This window comes from Nocardia sp. NPDC003963, from assembly GCF_053605105.1.
This window is the reverse complement of record NZ_JBSGIP010000019.1, coordinates 68591-87389: the sequence shown is the minus strand read 5'-3', so window position 1 is coordinate 87389 and position 18799 is coordinate 68591. Positions and strand designations below refer to the sequence as shown.

The following is an 18799-nucleotide window of genomic DNA, read 5'->3' as shown; positions in this document are numbered from 1 at the left end:
AACGGAAATTACTGCGCCGGAGCGTGTCTCGACACTGAAGCATCGGGTCGGATCCGCGGACAATCGCCTGCCGGAAGAGTTCTCCGGCCGCGTGCCGCAGCGAACCCGGCACCTCGCAACCGAGTTGACGGCACACGCACACCCGGCGCGGCCGGGTGTGGCCGCTGAGTCAGGCAGCGCAGGGGTCGTCAGCGGCGTTGACATGTTCGAGGTCGCTGGGCAACTCGACCGGGGCAGTGCTAGCGGCCGGTATATCGGTGATCAGGTTGCCGACAGGAGTGGGTTCGTTCACTGTCTGTTGGAAGTTCTCGCCCAGAACCAACTCGACAATGCTGTCCAACGATTCGTCGAGCTCCATGGTGGCGCCCGGGATGGCGCTGGCCACCGTCGCCGCTTCAGCCTCGTGACCGGCGGAATAGCGGACTTTGGTCTCGGCGGAGTTGCCGTCGGCGTAGTTGTCGGTGTTGTAGATACCGAAACCGACATTGGCCAACTGGCTGGCGGTCTGGTTGGCCAGGCCCGTGATACCCGAACCGTTGTAGACCAGCAGCGAAAGTGTACCGGGGTCGACCGCGGTGAGTGACGGCGGAACCGGCGCCTCTGCGGTTGGCGGCGGAGCCGGCGCGGTCTTCTCGCCCGGCAACGGCTGGTCGTCGCGGATGGCGCGGAAGATCGCTTGGATATCGGAGGTGCGGGGGATTTCGTTGCCGTAGGAGTTGGTTCCCGCGGTGGGGACAGTCAGAAAGGTGACCGCCCCGGATTCCAGGTCTTGTAGCGAACGGCCGAGCATGAGCAGATCGTTGGGTTCCACGTTGTGGACGAATGTCGCGTTCTTGAATGCCCCGATGACCCCGTTCAACTTGCCCGGATCCAGCAGGACCTTGCCCGCCAGCGTTCCGCGCAACAACGACGCGAGGAACTTCTGCTGCCGGTTGATCCGGTCGTAGTCGCTGCGCTCTTCGCCGTAGACATGGCGGGCGCGCACGTAGTTCAGCGCAGTTTTGCCGTCGATGCGATGGCGACCGGCTTCCGGGATGATCGTGCCGAGGACGCTGTCCTCGAGCGGTTTGGAGACACACACCTCGACGCCGTCGACCTTGTCCACCATCTGCTCGAAACCGGCGAAATCGATCCCGATGAAATGGTTGATGGTGCTACCGGTCAGTCGCTGGATAGTGGACACCAGGCAACGAGGGCCACCCAGGTTGTAGACGGCGTTGAGCTTATCGCCCATGGCCGAGTCGAAGAGCTCTTCGGTGTAGTCGTTCTTCTCGTTGTCGAAGCCGTAGCACTCGGGCCGGGTGACATCGAGGTCCCGCGGGAAGGATATGACGACCACCCGCGACCGGTCCTTGGGTATGTGCACCAGCATCGTGGTGTCCGCGCGGGCGCCCTCGGCGTCTTCCACGGTGCCCGCGCCGACATCGCCGTTGGCGCCGGCTCGGGTGTCGGTGCCGACGATCAGATAGTTCTCGTCGCCGAGCTGTGCGTTCGCGTCGATCACATTGTCGTCGTTCTCGGCGAGTGCCGAGACCTGGGTGAACCCATTGGTCGTCGCGCGCAGGTAGCTCCAGCCACCACCGGTGATCAGCAGCGCCAAGACGGAAAAGAAGGCCACGGCGGCGCGGCCGGCGAGTCGGAGCCGCCTGCTGCGTCTGCTCTCGGGGGCCGCCCGGCGTTTCGGTTTACCGACGGTTTCCGGGCCGGCCGGACTCGAGGTCGGCCACCCGGCGGTATCGGTCCGGCCGCCGATCCGGGAATCGGATTCGTCGAGCGGGTCGAGGACATCGGTGACCATTTCGGGGGGTTCCGCGGCCGTCGCCACGGCGGCTTTCGCGGTCTTGCCCCGCCGGGGTGTGCCGGAAGGTTGCCGGGACCGTTTCGGTGCCCCTTCGCTACCCGCTCGCGGGCCGCCTCGGGCCGGGTCGGGTTGCTGTGGAACCACCGTGGTCGGCTCGCCCGGCTCGACCGGTGGTGGTGCGGCGGGACGCTGTCCGGTCGGCGGGCGGGTGGACGGATCCGGCGCCGGTTTCGCGGGCGGCGGTACCGCTACCCGGTTGCCGGTGGGTGGTCGGTTCGGGCCGGGCGGCGGCAGCTCGCCGCCGGGGCGGCCGGGCGGGCGGCCGCCGGGCCCGGGCTGCTCGGGGCCCGGCCGCTGTGGGGGTACGGGCGGCTGGTTCCGGGCGGCGGGGTTCGGCGGCCGGTCGGGACGGCGCGGGGGCGGGCCCGCGGGCCGTCCGTCGGGTGGACCCGGTTGGGCGGCGGGAGTCGAGCCGGTGGGGGGCCGGCCCGGTCCGGGTGCGGCTGGACGCTGTGGGGGGGGCGGCGGCCGGTTCGGCCGGGCGGCAGGTGGACCTTCGGGACCGCCCTGCTCCGGCCGGGGGCGCTGCTCGGCCGCGGGCCGTGGTCCCGGACCCGGTGGGCGCGGAGCGCGTTCCGGGGGCGGCCCGTCCGGTGCCCCGTGCCGGGGCGCGTCGCCTTCGCGACGCCGGACCGTCCGTTCGCTGTCCACCCGGTCGACCAGATCCTGAACCGTCAGCGGCCCCGGGTTGGCCGGAGGCTCCGGCTGGCGTGGTCGCCGGGGCTCTCTCGCGCCGTCCATCTCGGGGGACTCTCCCGTGGGATACCGCTCCCACGGTGCGCGACCTCCGGGCCGTGGTGATCGCCCGTGCCGATCGTCACCCACCAATGAACCTCGCTTTTCGCATCTCGCTGCCGACACAGCCGTGCTCGAAAGGCTGCGCGGGATTCCGCAATGATAACGATTTCGCCACTGAGAGCCACTCGGACATTACGAGAGGGCAGCAAAAGCGGTAAATGCTGGAAAGTTGCCCGCAATTATGTTTGCACGCGCATACAACTGTTTACCGGCGTGGCGACCCGGCGTGTCGAATTCTTCCGTTGCCGTTCCGGTCAGCCGCCGCTGTGCATCACATCGGCGGCCGCCGGTACGGTTCCGTCTTCCGGATCGTCGAGCCAACCGTGCGGAAGCGCGACCTTGCCCGGCGATCCCTGCCGGCCCCGGGGACCTTCGGCGTCCTGTGGAAACGGGACGTCCGGATCGAGCTGGTCGATGAGTGTGCCGAGTTCGGCCAGCGAGGACACGGTCGCGAAACTGCGCCGCAACTCGGCGCCCAGCGGGAAGCCCATGAAGTACCAGGCCATATGTTTGCGCAGATCGCGCATGCCCTTGTCCTCGCCGTGGTGTTCGGCGAGCAAACCGGCATGGCGTGCCAGGATCGCGCCGACTTCACCGAGAGTGGGCGGGACCGGTGCGGGCTCGCCCTTCAGTGCCGCGCTCAATTCGCCGAACAGCCAGGGCCGGCCCAGGCAACCACGTCCCACCACGACCCCGTCGCATCCGGTCTGCGCCATCATGGTGACGGCGTCGGCGGCTCGGAAGATATCGCCGTTGCCGAGCACCGGAATGGTGGTGACCGCCTCTTTCAGGCGTGCGATGGCCGACCAGTCGGCTGTGCCGGAGTACCGCTGCGCGGCGGTCCGCGCGTGCAGCGATACCGCGGCCGCGCCCTCGCTCTCGGCGATACGGCCGGTGTCGAGGTAGGTCTGATGATCCTCGTCGATACCGATACGGAACTTCATGGTCACCGGGACTCCGGCCGGTTCGGCGGCCCGGACCATCTCCCGGACGATCCGGGCGAACAGGTTCCGCTTGTAGGGCAGGGCGGCCCCACCGCCGAGCCGGGTGACCTTGGGCACCGGGCAGCCGAGGTTCATATCGATATGGTCGGCCCAGCCTTCGCCGACAATGATCCGGACGGCTTCGCCCAGGGTCGCCGGATCCACTCCGTACAGCTGCATCGACCGCGGGGATTCGCCCGCGTCGAACGACATCATGTGCAGAGTTTTCTCGTTGCGTTCCACCACCGCGCGGGCGGTGATCATCTCGCAGACATAGATCGCGGTGGGACTGCCGAATTCCCGGCAGAGTCTGCGGAAGGCGAGATTGGTGATCCCGGCCATCGGGGCGAGGACGACCGGCGGGTCGACCGGGTAGGGGCCGATCCGCAGACGTGTCTCCTGCTCCAGCTGTGTTTGCACAGTGTTCTATTTTCCCTCGAGTGTCCCGGTCCGGTCACTGTCGGGTGTCTCACCGGTGGATTCTGTCCGGATGCGGCCCTCCTACCTGCGGCGCCGGTCGCCGGGACGGGGCCGCGGGGTAGTTGCCGGTTCGGTTCGGACCGAGCGCTAGCCTCGTGAACGCCGGAACCGCCGGACGCCCGATTTCCGCTGGACACACCGCCGGGGCAGCGCCCCGGATCGGGAGCAATCGAAAGAGGACGACATCACCATGGCCGAGCACACCGACGACGCCGTCCACGAGCCGGACAAGTCTCCCGCCGCAGCCGGCGACCCGGTCACCGCACCCGGGAAAACGGCGCCGGCCGCATCCCGCCCGGGCACCGTCTCGATCTCGGTGGCCGGCCTCGTCCGAGGCGCGGTACTCGCTGTCCTCGCGGTGGCGGCGATCGTATTCGCCGTGCTGTACTTCACGGCGCGCGGCGAGTTGGCCGATCGCGACGAGCGCGCGGCCGCCGACAGCCGAGCCGAACAACTGGCCACCGACTACGCCGTCGGCGCGGCCACGGTGAACTTCAAGGATCTCGATGCCTGGATCGCGGCCCTGAAGCAGAACACCAGCCCGCAGCTGGCCGGTAAGTTCGACGACACCGCGCCGAAACTGGAGCAGATCCTGGTGCCGCTGCAGTGGACCTCGACGGCCACCCCCATCGCGGCGAAGGTCATGTCCGAACAGGACGGGGTCTATCAGGTGAATGTCTTCGTGAACGTGACCTCGACCAATGCCCAGAATCCGGACGGGACGCAGACCACGGTCACCTACACGGTGACGATCGACGAGAACTCCGGCTGGCAGGTCACGGATGTGGGCGGTGTGGACGGCGCCCTGCCGATGAAGTGAGCTGTGTTTATCGGCGCCGCCTTCGGCGTCGCGGGGTGGGGGCACACTGTAAGCGGTCGATGGCCGCCGATCCGGAGAGGTCGGCTGTACGTGATCGTCGCTGTGCTCGTTCGTTCTGCCGCAGCGGGACCGGGGCCTGCCGGCGAATGGTTTGCCCATCCGGAACAGACGAGACCGCCGGTGGTTCCGGCGGTCTCGTCGTTGTGTCGTTGTGTTGATCGGCTGCCGGAAGCTCAGCTGTTGGCGGTGGCGAAGGCCTTCTCGCGCTTGGCCGCCTCGCGGGCGAGCATCCGGTCGCGCTGCTCCTCGAACTTCACCACGTCCTTGGACAGTTTCTCCAGGAAATCGCCGAGACGTTCCCGGGTCGCCTCACCACGCGCGGTGAAGTCGTTGCGGCCGAATATGTCCCACTTCTTCAGCACGGGCTGGACGACCTCTTCGAGATGCTGACGCAGGTCGTAGATGCCGTGTTTGGCCATCAGCACGCCGTTGCGGCGGAAGTTCGGCATCCCGGCACCCGGCATCTGGAAATTCTCCAGAATGAGGGTGATGGCATCGAGCGCCTGGTCCGGGGAGAGATCCAGGGCCGCCCCGCACATATTGCGATAGAAGATCATGTGCAGGTTCTCGTCGGCCGCGATGCGCTGCAGCATCCGGTCGGCGATGGCGTCGTCGCATACTTTGCCGGTATTACGGTGTGAGACCCGGGTGGCCAGTTCCTGGAATGTCACATAGGCCACCGAATGCAGAAAGCCGGCGTCGGCCTCGGCGGGCGAGGCGAAGCCGTTGGTCATATGCACCATGCGTGCCTGCTCCAGCGCGACGGGGTCGACGCCGCGGGTCACCACCAGGTAATCGCGGATCGCGATGCCGTGCCGGTTCTCCTCGGCGGTCCAGCGACCGACCCAGGTGCCCCAGGCGCCGTCCTGCGAGAAGTTCTCGGCGATTTCGCGGTGGTAGGAGGGCAGATTGTCCTCCGTCAGCAGGTTGGTGATCATGGCCGCCTTGGCGACCTCGTTGAGCTTGGATTGGTCGGGGTCCCAGTCCTGTCCGCCTAGCGCGGCGAAGTTGCGACCCTCGTCCCACGGGACGTAGTCGTGCGGATGCCACTCTTTTGCCAGGGAGAGGTGCCGGTTGACGTTCTGCTCGGCAACCGTCTCCAACTCTGTGAGCAGCTCGAGTTGAGTCAGATCCCTTGCCATGTAATCAAGCCCTTCATATGTGCGTTCGTGCGGGTCACCTGTTGTGGACCGTCGCCGATGCGGCCCTACCTTACGGCACCGTAGGTGTGATGCGAAACGCATCCGGCCGAGAAAGGTGCACGTTGGCGCAGGTGTCCCTGCACGGGCGGTCATACCCGAGTGTATGGCCGGATCCGCAGTCATGGGCGTATCGCCCGGTGTCCCGATTGCGTTAGCGGCCGTGGGAAATGGCACATCGGAAGGGCGCGGAGTACGCCCGGCCGGAGAGTTTCTGTGCTGATCAGCACGCTCCGCCGGGCTCCCGTGGGTGGGAAGGCGGATCCGCGATGTTCTCGGCCGGGGGCACCCGAGCCGGTTCGGGTCACAGCACGGCCGGGCCGAGGCTGGGCGAACTCACAGAGGATGAAGGAGAAGGAGGAGGGAGCGGAACCCCCGAGAAGAGATCGAGGGCCCGGCCGGTGGCCGGGCCCTCGTCGTGCCCCCACCAGGGCTCGAACCTGGGACCTGCGGATTAAAAGTCCGTAGCTCTACCAACTGAGCTATAGGGGCGCGGGCGCAAGTGTAATGGGAGCGTCCGGATTTCTCGTAATCGGGTGGTTGGGCTGGTGCTTTCCGTCACCCGGCCGGTCTCGTCCCCGGCTCCACGGCTGGAGACCGCGGGTGGGCCGGCGGGGGTCCGGGGAGGTCGGACTGTTCCGGATGGCTCCGGCGGGCCATAAACCATACCAATAGGTTCTGTATCACGGTACCTGCGGCATTGTTGATACAACGGGTAGCACGATACGATCCAAATATGTTGGATACCAATGCCTTTGGATCGGTAAAGGCAGATTTCTCGCAGATATGGGGTCCGGGGGCTCGTCTCGGGAGGTGTTTCGGGCCCATCGGCACGCTCCGGCGAGACGGTATGCACCGAGGGGTCGGAGCGGCCGACCGAGTGCTGGTCCGGGGATCGGCCGGGTGACGGAACATCCTCCGTTACCGGAGGATTCGCTCGGTCGTTCGATTTCGGCCGATCGTGTCGCGTTCGCGAAATCCGCGCGTCGAAATGGTAGCCCGCTGCATCGGTTTACCGCATGCCGGTACGAGATTCCGAGTACCGTTACGAATCAGCGAATTCGGAGTGTCACTCGGTTCGACGCTGCGGGAGGCGGATGGGGGACCAGGAACAGCGTGGCGGAATGCCCGGATGCGCACCCCCTGCGGCGCACCCGGGCCATCGAATTATACCAGCCGGTGTGTTTCCACTGCGGGCTGGGTTTCGTACCAAAGGTTCGGTACAGGTCAATAAACCGACCGATGGTCGGCATACAACAGGATAAGTTCGCGAACCCTGCCCGCCCCGCAAAGGCGGATGAACGGTCGCGAGCGTTCCGCGGGTGGAAATCCCGGGGATTGCACAAGGCTTCGGAGGCGTTTCGAGCATGGCACGGCAGCAAGAACGGGCCCGTCGGACACGGGCAGCAATTATCCGGTCCGCCGCCGTTGAGTTCGGGAAGAGCGGCTATGCCGCGGCTTCGCTCAACCGGATTCTGGAGGGATCGCGGGCGACCAAGGGCGCCATGTACTTCCATTTCGATTCGAAGGAAGATCTGGCCCGGGCCGTCCTCGATTCGGCGATAGAGCGGTACGGCAGCACAATCGAGCGCTGGCTCGCGCGTACAGACCTGGGGCCGCTCGACATTTTGCACGGTGTCTTCGACGAGCTCGCCCTGCGGCTCGAACACGACATCATCGTGCAGGCCGAATTCCGGCTCGTCATCGACCCGGGTTTCCACCGGCGGGGCCACGGCGGCTGTCCGATGCTCTCCGCGGCCATCCGCGATCTGACCGTCGGGGCGATCGAACAGGGGCAGTTGCGTCCGGATACCGACCCCGACCGTTTCACCCGCACCCTCGCCGGCGCGCTGATCGGTCAGCGTTATATGGCCGACGCCCACGGCGGTGGCGATCCCGATCTGCGCACGCGGTTCCGTGAATCGCTGGAAGTGCTGGTGCAGGCGACCTGTACCCCGGCCTGGACCGCGGAGTTCGACCGATCGGGGTGGCGGGCGAGCGCGCGGCTGGAGGAGCTGGGTTCGCCAGGTTGACCAGCAGATTTGGGAATTGTGTGCACCCTGTCATAAGCTATGCGAGCTCCCAACGGACAGCCGTTGAAAGCCGGTCCGGAGAAATCCGGGACGAGCCCCCTTCGTCTAGCGGCCTAGGACGCCGCCCTTTCAAGGCGGTAGCGCGGGTTCGAATCCCGTAGGGGGTACCACCTATGTGAGTAGGTGGCACACAGCAAGGCCCTGTGGCGCAGTTGGTTAGCGCGCCGCCCTGTCACGGCGGAGGTCGCGGGTTCGAGTCCCGTCAGGGTCGCCAGTGGATGCCGGAGCAATCCGGCTTCCATCGGATGGCATTCGTTCCGGGTGCCTGCGGCCAGGTAGCTCAGTTGGTACGAGCGTTCGCCTGAAAAGCGAAAGGTCGCCGGTTCGATCCCGGCCCTGGCCACAATCACCCCCCTGATCCCGGCGATCGGGGGGTTTTTCTGTTTCGGACCCCGTTCGAGTGGAATGCTGTGAGCATGGCCGAACGGTGGTACTACTGCTTGAAGCATCAGCGTGTCGAACGTGGGCGCCAGTGCTGGTTCCGGGACCGTATGGGGCCCTATCCGGATCAGGCCACGGCCGAACGCGCGCTCCAGATCGTGCATCAGCGCAACGCCACGCAGGACGCGGCGGACCGGGTGTGGCGCGAGGGCGACTGATCGGCCGGAAACTGCCCACGGCCCCGCTCTGCGACGCTATGACCGGTGCGCTGCGTGCCCTGGTGAGCGGTTGGGCTACCGTTCACGGGTAATACGTAGCGACGCTTGCGGCCGGTTGTACCGGCTGCCGGGCGAGACCAGGTGAGCAGGGAGGGCGACCCTTGAGGGTTACCGTTGTTGTGCCGACCTACAACGAGCGGGACAATCTGCCGGTTGCGGTGGAGCGGCTGACCGCGCTACCCGTGCCCGGCCTGCACGTACTGGTAGTCGACGACAACTCCCCGGACGGCACCGGCGAGGTCGCGGAGAAACTGGCCGCCGATCTGCCGAACGTGGTCTCGGTACTGCACCGGACCGAGAAGGACGGGCTGGGCCGGGCGTATATCGCCGGGATCACCCGCGCCCTGGAGGAGGGCGCGGATGTGGTGATCCAGATGGACGCCGATCTGTCCCATCCGGCCGAGGTGATTCCCGCCATGCTGGAGGAACTGAACCGGCCCGGGACGGGTGTGGTGCTCGGTTCCCGTTATGTACCCGGCGGTTCGACCGCGGCGGAATGGAAGTGGTACCGCAAGGCACTGTCCGCGTGGGCCAACTTCTACGTGAACACCATCCTCCAGCTCGGGATCAAGGACGCCACCGCCGGTTTCAAGGCCTGGCAGGCCGATACGCTGCGAGCCATCGATATCGGCACGATCCGCAGCAACGGCTATTCGTTCCAGGTCGAGATGAACTATCGGGCGAAGCGCCACGGCGTCGAGATCGCCGAGGTGCCCATCCGCTTCGAGGAGCGGACCCTCGGAGCCTCCAAGATGAGCCTCAAGGTCCAGCTGGAGTCGGCGCTGATGCCGTGGAAGCTGCTGCTGGGCCGCGCGCTCTGACAGCGTTCACCTCGACCGATCGCGCCGGTTACCGCGGCCAGTCCCGCAGGGTGTCCAGATAGCGCTGCCGGACCTCGGCGACCTTCGCGTCCAGTTCGCCCGCGCCGATCTCGATCGGCGGCAGGATCGCTACATCCACCACACCCGGCCGCGCGATCATCGAATCGCGTCTGCCGATATCGGCGGCATTGCGGATCACCACGGGGATCACCGGCACTCCCGCCTGCTCGGCCATGTGGAAGGCGCCTTTCTTGAACCTGCCCGGCTGCGCGGTATAGGAGCGGGTGCCTTCCGGGGCGATCGCGACGGAGAGCCCGCCGCGCAGGGTGTCCACCACGGGGGTCAGGGATGCCTTGGCCAGGTCGGTGTTCGAACGGTCGATGAAGGTGACACCGACGAATCGCATCAGCGGTCCGAAAATCGGATGCCGGATGAGTTCCTTCTTACCGATTCCGGTGACATTGCCGCCGAGCACCGCGGGCACGATGAGTACGTCGAACTGGCTCTGATGGTTGAACAGGAATACCGCCGGTCGCGGTGCCCGGGCGTTCTCGGCACCCGTGACCCGTAGCCGGATCCCGCAGAGCCGCAGCGGCCAGGCCGTGCCGTATCTCATGAGGGCATCGGCCATGGCCCGGCGGTCGCGGGTGTAGGACTTGCGCAGGACGCCGTACAGCGCCCCACCGAGCAGCGCGAAGAGGCCCAGCAGGGTCCGCAGATAGTCGGCGGGGCGCGGCGCGGTCCGCGCGGCGACGGCGGGTGCGGTCCAGCCGTACTCGGCGGCGGTCGCCGCGAGGACCGGGTCGGGAGCGATCGGCACCGGTGTCCCGGCGCGGGACAGCAGCGGCAGGTCGCTCGCACTACCGCTGTAGACGTAGGAAAGAGCGAGGTCGAAAGCGTTGGCCGCCGCGAATTCCGAGACCGCCGCGGCCTTCTCGGGACCGTGGACCACCTCGCCCTCGATCAGGCCGGTCAGCCGGTCGGCGGCCACCGCGGGCCGGGTGCCGAGCACATGGGGGATACCGAGAGCGGCGGCGGCGGGGCGTAGCTGGAATTCGGCCGAATCCCCGGCCAGCACCACCGTATGCCCGGCGGCGATATGCTCCTGGACCAAGCGCAGCAGCTCGGGGCGCACCCGGTCGTACCAGCCGCGCTCGAACAATCGTTCGCCCAGTGCGGTCAGCTCCGCCGGGGATCGACCGGCCGCACGGTGTACAGCGCGCTCGAGGATATCGGCAGCCGGACTCGTACCGGTGTGGCGTAACTGATCGAACAGGATGGCGGTCAGGTCGCGGTCGGGCCCACGCCACCGCGGCACCGGCGCCGACCGGAGTTCGGCCAGGGCCGTCAGATCGAACACCGCTCCGATGCCGGCGCCGCGGGGCCCGGATCGGATGGCCGCGACCGTGTCGTCGATCGTCGCGGCCGCGGGGAGCACGGCCGGGGTGTCCTCGGCTCCGTTTTCCCGGGCGCTCATCGGATCCGTCCCGCCGGGAGGTTGGAGGGGTCGAGGGCGGCGGCGCGTGAGATACGGATACCGATGGTGCGCAGCCGTTCGGCGAATTCGCGCCGCCGCTCGGCGAGATCCGCCGCCGATTCCGGGTCGGCGGGTTCGAGCAGCCCCCGGTTCGCGGCGAGTTTCAGTGCGCTGCCGAACAGTTCGGTGGAGACCGATTCCGTACTGTGCAGGCGTTGCTGGAGCAGCATCTGTCTGCCGACGGCGACGCACTCGTCGATCAGTTCCTTGCGGTCGACCTGCGCGGACGGGTCTCGGGCGGCCAGCCGTTCGGCCACCACCAGCTGTGCGTCGAAGAACGACCGTAGTACCCGGTGGGCCATCATGAAACCGGTGCCGGTGAGCGCGGCCAGGATCTCGCTGCCGAGCGTATCGCGGGACCGGGATCGCCACCCCGGGTCCACCAGCAGCATCTCCGCGGTGATCCGCTCGGCGAATTCGGCCCGGTCCGGGAAGAAGAACTCGAACTTCAGCAGATCCCGCAGCCGGTAGGCCTCGTCCCAGCCGATACCCAGGGCATCGGTATCCGGTCCGACGGCATCGCCGGCCGGATCCTCGGGCGCGGATTCCACCGCTGCCAGGATAGCCAGCTCCACGATGGCGCGATCGACGAACCAGTGCACCGCGCTGTTGCGGTAGAACGCGGCTTCGAGATGGGCACCCGCCTCGATCGAGTACACCGGTTCCACCCCGCCGCGATAGACCGTGACGACATTCGCGAGTGACAACTGCTCCAGCACGACGGCCAGGCTCTGCTCATCGCGCAGTTTCGCGATCTCGCCGCGTGGCAGGTCGCGTTGTTCGATGTAGTCCAGGACGGGGGCGAGGACCTCGCAGACCTCGGCCCGGGTGAGCGCCCGCTGGTGGACGCCCAGCAGGGCCAGCGCTACCAGGGCGTTGACGGTGATCGGGGTGACCGAGTTGATCCCCACCGCCACATCGAACGCGAGCCGCTGCACTGCCAGGCGTTCGCTCTCCTCCACCGAATCGCGCGGATCGACCGGTTGTGCTTCGTTTCGATCGGCCGGGTCGGTCCGGTGCAGCGGGATGGTGACCGGCCGCGCGGCGAGTGGATCACCGTGCGCGGCGAGGCGTTCCCGCGTCGAGAGCGGATCGCCGAACCGGACGTAGACGTGCCCGGCCGAATGCTGCTGATTGCGGACGTAGCGGGCCAGCCAGGCCAGACCTTCGGATTTCTTGCGGCCGCCCATCTGTTCCGCGGCGATGGCACCGAGTTCGTTGAGCCGCTCGTAGGTGATCGACACAGGTACCAGCAGCGCGTCGGCGATCCGTTCCTGCCGGACGGCCGCGGCCAGGTAGTTGAGCAGGCCGTAGCGGGGTGGGCGCAGTTTGCCGGTCCGGGTGCGGCCGCCCTCGAAGTACCACTCCAGGTTGAACCGTCGTGCCATCAGATAGCCGAAGTACTCCTCGACCACCGCCTGGTAGACGGTATCGCCGCCGAAGCTGCGCCGGATGAAGATCGTGCCGGTACGCCGGGCGATCGGGCCCATCGGCCAGAACCGCAGGTTCGCGCCCCCGACCACGTGGTTGGGTGGGAAATCGTTGCGTGCCAGCACATCGCCCAGCACGAACGCGTCCACATACGACCGATGGGAGGGCAGGAAGACCAGCGGATAGCGTCGGTTGAGCTCGCGTAGCGCGGTCAGCCCGGATTCGTCGCAGTCCACCTTCCAGGTCGACGCGTGCACCGGGCGCATGGCCTGGGTGAACAGATCCGAGACTGTGCGGCTCTGGGCGGCGACGAGTTCGTTGAGTGCCTTCTCGGCCCGGCGGTGCACATCCTGCGGGTCGGATCCGGATTCGTCGGCGAGCAGTTCGAGCCGGCGCAGGAATTCCGGGGAGTCCAGGATCTCCTCGGCGACCAGGCGGGGCACCTTGTACCGGTCGCCGATCACGTTGCGCTCGGCGCGTTCGAGTGCGACCACCGCGGCCCGTACCACCGCGCGGGCGAACGGTTCGCCGGTGCCGGCGCGGTGCAGTGCCGCCGCCTCGGGATTGTTGGCGCGCAGCTCGCCGAGCCGGGCCGGACTACCGGTGAGTACCAGATGCCGGTCCGGGGAACGCTCGACCAGGCGCCGCTGGGCGAGCCGGTTCGGGTGGCGGGGATTGGTGAGCAGCGCGAGGTCGCCGAAGGTCACCCGCCGGACGCCGTCGCGCTCGGGTGGGAGCCACAGCACGCGGACCGGGACCACCAGTGGATCGTCGGTGCGGCCGGTGAGCCGGTCGCCGATGGCGCCGGCGTCCAGGTCGAGCTGGGTCACCGGGGCGTCCACGCCCAGCTCGGCCGCGAGTCCGCCGTCGGCTATCCACCGCCCGATCAGTTCGCGTTCGGTGCCCGAGGCCGAATCCACCAGCGCGACCACCGATTCCAGCGGTAGGTGGGAGGCGGCCGGGGCTCCGCCGCGGTGCTCGATCATGGTGTGGATCCTCTGCTCCGAGGGGCACGGGCCCCGCGTCTGGGCGGCTCCGCGCGACTTCCACGGCAGAGCCCGATCTCGTCGGCTGTTGAAATTACTCGCTGCCAACCACTATGGACGGCTCTCGCGCCGTTGGGGTTGTTTGGGGCGTATCCGGTGTTTCCGGCACCTCCCAGGAAGGAGAGGTAATGCTAACCTTACTTTCTGGTTCTGGCCGGTTAGCCTTGGAGGATCGTTGTCGACCACGGACGAGCGTTCACGCGCCGAGTATGTGACCGACCCGGCGGCAGCGATGTCCCGCCTGGCCGCCGAGGACCATTTCGGCGACTATATGGTCTACGAACGCGGCGGCGAGTGGGTCTTCGCCGCGGACCCGATCGGTACGATCGAACTCGACGCCGACGAACTGCGGGTCACCTGGGCGGCCGAGACCACCACCCGGCCCTGGGCCGGGAGCCCGGCCGCGGTCATGAACAGAGTCCTCGCCGAGCTGCCGATGACCGGGCGTAACGCCTACGGCTGGATCGGATTCGAATTCTGCGCGTGGTCACTGGGCGCCACCGAGTATCTGCAGCCGGGTACCCCGCTGGTCCATCTCATGGTTCCGCGCGTGGAGGTGCGTATCGATACCTCGGGCGCGGTATGGATCACCGGTGCCGGTGCCGCGGAGGCGGCCGCCCTCGCCGGTACCATCGCGCATTCCCGGGACAGCGCGCTACCGCAGCCGTATCCGGTGGATGTGCGGATCGACAACTCCGGATACCGGGAGCGCGTCGCCGAGGCCGTGGCGGAGATCGATTCCGGGCGGTACCAGAAGGTCATCCTGTCGCGGAAGGTCGATCTGCCGTTCCCGGTGGATATCCCCGGCACCTACCGGCTCGGCCGGGCGCACAACACGCCCGCGCGATCGTTCCTGCTGAACCTGGGCGGGCTCGAAGCGGCCGGGTTCAGCCCGGAACTGGTGCTCTCGGTGGACGACGAACGGGTGGTCAGTACCGAACCGCTCGCGGGTACCCGCGCCTTCGGCCTCGGTGCCGAGACCGACAGTGCGGCCCGGGCGGAACTGGTCACCGATCCGAAGGAGATCGTCGAACACGCACTCTCCGTACAGACCTGTTTCGCGGAGGTCGGTACCGTCGCCGAACCCGGGACCACATCGGTCTCGGATTTCATGGCGGTGCGCGAACGCGGCAGTGTGCAGCATCTCGCCTCGACGGTGCGGGGGCGCCTCGCGGCCGGACGTACGGCCTGGGACGCGCTGGACGCCGTCTTCCCCTCGGTGACCGCGTCCGGTATCCCCAAGCGACCCGGGGTGGATTCGGTCTTCCGGCACGACAGTTCGCGCGGTCTGTACTCCGGTGCGGTGCTGAGGGTGTCGCCGACCGGCGCGCTGGAGGCCGCGTTGGTCCTGCGCGCGGTATACCAGACCGACGCGGGCGCGTGGTTGCGCGCGGGCGCCGGAATCGTCGCGCAGTCACAGCCCGCTCGCGAGTTCGAGGAGACCTGCGAGAAGCTCGGCAGTGTGGCGCCCTATGTGGTGAAGGCACAGGGCGCGCTGCCCCGGTAGCGGCGGCCGGGCCCGGCCGCCTCCGGTCTAGCTCGGTTCTTCGCGGAGGGCCTTCTTGTCGATCTTGCCCACCGCGGTCAGTGGCAGGGTATCCGCCCGGCGCAGTACATCCGGGAGTTTGTAGGTGGCCAGGCCGCGCCCGGTGAGGAACTCTTTGATCTCGGCCAGGGCCGGCATATCCCCGGTGACGACCAGCACCGCGCAGACCTTCTCGCCGAGGCCGGGATCGGGCAGGCCGACCGCCGCCGCGTGCCGGACGGCCGGGTGGGCGAGTAGATGCTCCTCGAGTTCGTCGCAGGAGATGTTCTCGCCGCCCCGGTTGATCACATCCTTGATCCGTCCCGAGACCACCAGGTGGCCGCTGGGCAGTTGCCGCACCAGATCACCGCTGCGGTAGTAGCCGTCGGGGGTGAAAGCGCGAGCATTGTGCTCGGGGGCGCGATAGTAGCCGCGCAGGGTGTAGGGGCCGCGGGTGAGCAGTTCGCCCTCCGCGCCCGGCGCGATATCGGCGCCGTCCTCGTCGACCACTCTGATCTCGTCGGCCGGGCAGAGCGGCCGGCCCTGCGTGGTGCAGATGAGATCCGGGTCGTCGTCGAGCCTGGTGAAGTTCAGCAGCCCCTCGGCCATACCGAATACCTGCTGCAGGGTCGCGTTCAGCGCGGGCATCACTTCGCGCGCGTTCACCTCGGCCAATTTCGCGCCACCGACCTGTAGCAGCCGCAGCGAGGAGATATCGGCGTCCTCCCATTCCACGGCGGCCGACCACAGCTGCGCCAGCGGTGGCACCACCGCGGTCACGGTCACGCCGAAGCGTTCGATCACCGCGAACGCGCTCTCCGGGCTGGGGTCGGCGGCGAAGGCCAGCGCACCGCCGGTCGCCACCGTGCCGAGAATGCCCGGGCAGGCCAGTGGGAAATTGTGCGCGGCGGGCAGGGTGGCGAGGTAGACGTCCCGGTCGCCGAGTTCGCATACCGCCGCGCTGGCAGTGGCGTTGTAGACATAGTCGTCGTGGGTGCGGGCGATGAGTTTCGGGAGCCCGGTGGTGCCGCCGGATACCAGCATGAGTGCGATATCGGCGGGATCGACGGCGGGCAGTGCCCCGTGGTCGCGGGCGATCGACATCAACTCGGTGAATTCGCCGGGCTCGCCGGAGACCAGCACGTGCCGCAGCGATTCGACGGTGCCCAGGAGGGTGGCGGCCAGTTCCCGGTAGTCGAAATCGCCCTGGCGATCCGCGACCAGGTACGCGACCGCGCCGGAGAGGCCGGCCAGATGCTCGATCTCGGCGCGCCGGTGCGCGGGCAGGGTCAGTACCGGAATGATGCCGGCGCGCAGCAATCCGAACAGCGCGATCGCGAAATCGGGGGTATTGAGCAGTTGCACGATCACCCGATCTCCCGGCGCGATACCGAGAGCCAGGAATCCGTAGGCCATCCGGTCGGCCTCGGCGTCGAATTCGGCATAGTTCAGCGGCCGGTCGCCGAGCAGCGCCGGATGCTCCGGGCTGCGGTGGGCGGTATCGCGGAGCAGATCGCCCACGGTTCTGCCGGTCCAGTAACCGGCGGCACGGTAGGTCTCGGCCAGATCTGTGGGAAAGGGGACATAGCCGTCACGGTGGGTGCCGGCGGCGGTGGAAGTCACGATATGCCTCATAGGAAAAAGGGACTCGAAAGCGTGTGCGGCGCGTTCCCGGTCCAGTAATAGGTTAGGCAACCCTATATCTTTTGGGAAGGCCGGGCTGTTCTCTCGCAGGTCCCGGCGCTGACCGGCCGCTGAGCGAGGCCCGGTTCGTCGTGCCCGGTGCATATCGCCGCAGCGCATTAGACTCGCCACATGAGTGGTTGGGGCGTCGGGGACATCCCCGATCAGCAGGGTCGAACCTTCATCATCACCGGTGCCAACAGCGGGCTGGGCGCGGTCGCCGCGCGTGCCCTGGCCGGCGCCGGGGCGCAGGTGATCCTGGCCTGCCGGAATACGAGCAAAGGGCAGGCCGTCGCCGACGAGATCGGCGAGCGTGCGCAGGTCCGGCGCCTGGATCTGGCCGATCTGTCCTCGGTCCGGGAGTTCGCCGCCGGGGTGGACCGCGCCGATGTGCTGATCAACAATGCCGGCGTCATGGCGGTACCGCTGCGACGGACCGCCGACGGCTTCGAGATGCAGATCGGTACCAACCACCTGGGTCATTTCGCGCTGACCGGGCTGTTGCTGGGCAAGATCGGGGAGCGGATCGTCACGCTGTCCAGCGGTGCGCACGCCGCGGGCGCCATCGATCTCGACGATCTCAACTGGGAGCGGCGGCCCTATAAACGCTGGTCGGCCTATGGGCAGTCGAAGCTGGCGAATCTGCTCTTCGCCTTCGAGCTGCAGCGCCGGCTCACCGCGGCGGGCTCGGCGAAACTGTCGGTGGCGGCCCATCCGGGTTACGCGGCCACCGACCTCCAATCGCATACCGAGACCGTGCTCGACTCGGTGATGAGTATCGGCAACAAGGTGTTCGCGCAGAGCGCGGAGATGGGCGCCCTGCCCGAACTCTTCGCCGCGACCGCCACCGTCGAACCGGGCGCGTACTACGGGCCCACCGGCCTGGGCGGAATGCGTGGCCACCCGGGTCGCTCCGGTTGTTCCAAACGGGCGAAAGACCAGCTCACCGCTCGTTCGCTCTGGGAGCTCTCGGAGCGCTCGACCGATGTGAAATTCGATTTCTCGGCCTGATCCGGTAGTCCGCGCACGGTGATCTCCGGGCGGGATGTCACATCTGAGTTCGGTACTTCGTCTGTTCTGTGACAAGGCAGGAACGAAAGGAGCCCGGATATGGAACCCCGCGTGAATCTCTTCGAGAACAAGGTCACCGCGAGCTACGTCAAGCGGCTGGTCACCGCCGGTAAGGTCGCCGAGGGCTCGGGTCTGCCCGCCGCCACCTACGAACTGGTGAAGATTCGCGCCAGCCAGATCAACGGCTGCGCGATGTGCCTGGATATGCACACCAAGGACGCCCTGCACGCCGGAGAGACCTCGCTGCGGATCAACCTGGTCGCCGCGTGGCGGGAGGCGACGGTGTTCACCGAAGCCGAACGCGCCGCGCTCGAACTCACCGAGGCGGGTACCCGGCTGGCCGACGGCGGCGGGGTGAGTGAGGACACCTGGCAGCGTGTCCGCAAACACTACGACGAGGACCAGGTCGGCGGTTTGCTCGTCGCGATCGCGACCATCAACGCGTGGAACCGGCTCAATGCCATCGCCCACACGCCGGCCGGTAACTACGAGCCCGGCATGTTCTGAAACCCTACCGGGGCGGAATTGTGTTGAGTATCACTTTCTTTCGGGCTATTCCGCCCCGGACCGACCTCTCCGGTCGGCCGCCTGGTACCGTGACCAATCGTGCAGCGCGTGTATTTCTGGTTTAGCAAGCCGGCCCGGGGCGGGTCGGTCTGCGGCTACCACGCGCGCTGACCAGTTCACCCCGAGCCGGATAAGACCGGCTCGACGGGTAGATGTTTCCGTGGG

13 protein-coding genes and 4 tRNA genes are annotated in these 18799 nt (G+C 67.5%); 10 read left to right on the top strand and 7 right to left on the bottom strand.

What is annotated here, in order from left to right; genetic code table 11:
- Positions 1–169: 169 nt before the first annotated feature.
- Both ACWEWT_RS24880 and dusB read right to left on the bottom strand, forming a co-directional pair.
- A complete protein-coding gene (locus tag ACWEWT_RS24880) occupies positions 170–1798 on the bottom strand; it encodes an LCP family protein (RefSeq protein ID WP_452562392.1) in 1629 nt (542 codons plus the stop codon).
- A 1115-nt stretch (positions 1799–2913) separates the two neighbouring features.
- Positions 2914–4062: a tRNA dihydrouridine synthase DusB gene (dusB, locus tag ACWEWT_RS24875; protein WP_452562390.1), complete on the bottom strand. Its 1149-nt coding sequence runs from the start codon at positions 4060–4062 to the stop codon at positions 2914–2916.
- Between the two features lie 250 nt (positions 4063–4312).
- On the opposite strand from dusB, the gene ACWEWT_RS24870 reads away from it, so the two are divergent.
- A complete protein-coding gene (locus ACWEWT_RS24870) occupies positions 4313–4942 on the top strand; it encodes a hypothetical protein (protein ID WP_452562388.1) in 630 nt (209 codons plus the stop codon).
- 233 nt (positions 4943–5175) lie between these two features.
- Here the strand turns inward: ACWEWT_RS24870 and ACWEWT_RS24865 are convergent, their stop codons facing one another.
- The gene (locus ACWEWT_RS24865; protein ID WP_452562386.1) at positions 5176–6144 is read right to left on the bottom strand and encodes an acyl-ACP desaturase; all 969 of its coding nucleotides are present in this window, start codon (positions 6142–6144) and stop codon (positions 5176–5178) included.
- A 476-nt stretch (positions 6145–6620) separates the two neighbouring features.
- A tRNA-Lys gene (locus ACWEWT_RS24860) sits at positions 6621–6693 on the bottom strand.
- An 875-nt stretch (positions 6694–7568) separates the two neighbouring features.
- On the opposite strand from ACWEWT_RS24860, the gene ACWEWT_RS24855 reads away from it, so the two are divergent.
- The 6 genes from ACWEWT_RS24855 (at position 7569) to ACWEWT_RS24830 (ending at position 9774) form a co-directional block, all read left to right on the top strand.
- Positions 7569–8234, top strand: coding sequence for a TetR family transcriptional regulator (locus tag ACWEWT_RS24855; protein ID WP_452562384.1), 666 nt, complete (start codon positions 7569–7571; stop codon positions 8232–8234).
- A 94-nt stretch (positions 8235–8328) separates the two neighbouring features.
- Positions 8329–8404, top strand: a tRNA-Glu gene (locus ACWEWT_RS24850).
- Positions 8405–8431: 27 nt separating this feature from the next.
- A tRNA-Asp gene (locus ACWEWT_RS24845) sits at positions 8432–8508 on the top strand.
- Between the two features lie 55 nt (positions 8509–8563).
- Positions 8564–8637: transfer RNA gene (locus ACWEWT_RS24840), tRNA-Phe, on the top strand.
- A gap of 73 nt (positions 8638–8710) precedes the next feature.
- Positions 8711–8893, top strand: a complete 183-nt coding sequence (locus tag ACWEWT_RS24835; RefSeq protein ID WP_452562382.1) for a hypothetical protein — start codon at positions 8711–8713, stop codon at positions 8891–8893.
- Positions 8894–9054: 161 nt separating this feature from the next.
- Positions 9055–9774, top strand: coding sequence for a polyprenol monophosphomannose synthase (locus tag ACWEWT_RS24830; protein ID WP_452562381.1), 720 nt, complete (start codon positions 9055–9057; stop codon positions 9772–9774).
- Positions 9775–9802: 28 nt separating this feature from the next.
- Here ACWEWT_RS24830 and ACWEWT_RS24825 read toward each other — a convergent pair whose 3' ends face one another.
- A complete protein-coding gene (locus tag ACWEWT_RS24825; RefSeq protein WP_452562379.1) occupies positions 9803–11251 on the bottom strand; it encodes a 1-acylglycerol-3-phosphate O-acyltransferase in 1449 nt (482 codons plus the stop codon).
- Complete coding sequence (locus ACWEWT_RS24820; protein ID WP_452562378.1) at positions 11248–13728, bottom strand: glycerol-3-phosphate 1-O-acyltransferase; 2481 nt, start codon at positions 13726–13728, stop codon at positions 11248–11250. The genes ACWEWT_RS24825 and ACWEWT_RS24820 overlap by 4 nt, the downstream gene beginning before the upstream one ends.
- A gap of 235 nt (positions 13729–13963) precedes the next feature.
- On the opposite strand from ACWEWT_RS24820, the gene ACWEWT_RS24815 reads away from it, so the two are divergent.
- Positions 13964–15295: a salicylate synthase gene (locus ACWEWT_RS24815; protein ID WP_452562376.1), complete on the top strand. Its 1332-nt coding sequence runs from the start codon at positions 13964–13966 to the stop codon at positions 15293–15295.
- 27 nt (positions 15296–15322) lie between these two features.
- On the opposite strand, the gene ACWEWT_RS24810 is transcribed toward ACWEWT_RS24815, so the two are convergent.
- Positions 15323–16948 (bottom strand): (2,3-dihydroxybenzoyl)adenylate synthase, encoded by a 1626-nt coding sequence (locus ACWEWT_RS24810; RefSeq protein WP_452562375.1) that lies wholly within the window; start codon positions 16946–16948, stop codon positions 15323–15325.
- 180 nt (positions 16949–17128) lie between these two features.
- Between ACWEWT_RS24810 and ACWEWT_RS24805 the strand changes: the two genes are divergently transcribed.
- Both ACWEWT_RS24805 and ACWEWT_RS24800 read left to right on the top strand, forming a co-directional pair.
- The gene (locus ACWEWT_RS24805) at positions 17129–18007 is read left to right on the top strand and encodes an oxidoreductase (RefSeq protein WP_452562374.1); all 879 of its coding nucleotides are present in this window, start codon (positions 17129–17131) and stop codon (positions 18005–18007) included.
- 99 nt (positions 18008–18106) lie between these two features.
- Positions 18107–18574, top strand: coding sequence for a carboxymuconolactone decarboxylase family protein (locus ACWEWT_RS24800; protein ID WP_452562372.1), 468 nt, complete (start codon positions 18107–18109; stop codon positions 18572–18574).
- Positions 18575–18799 lie beyond the last annotated feature (225 nt).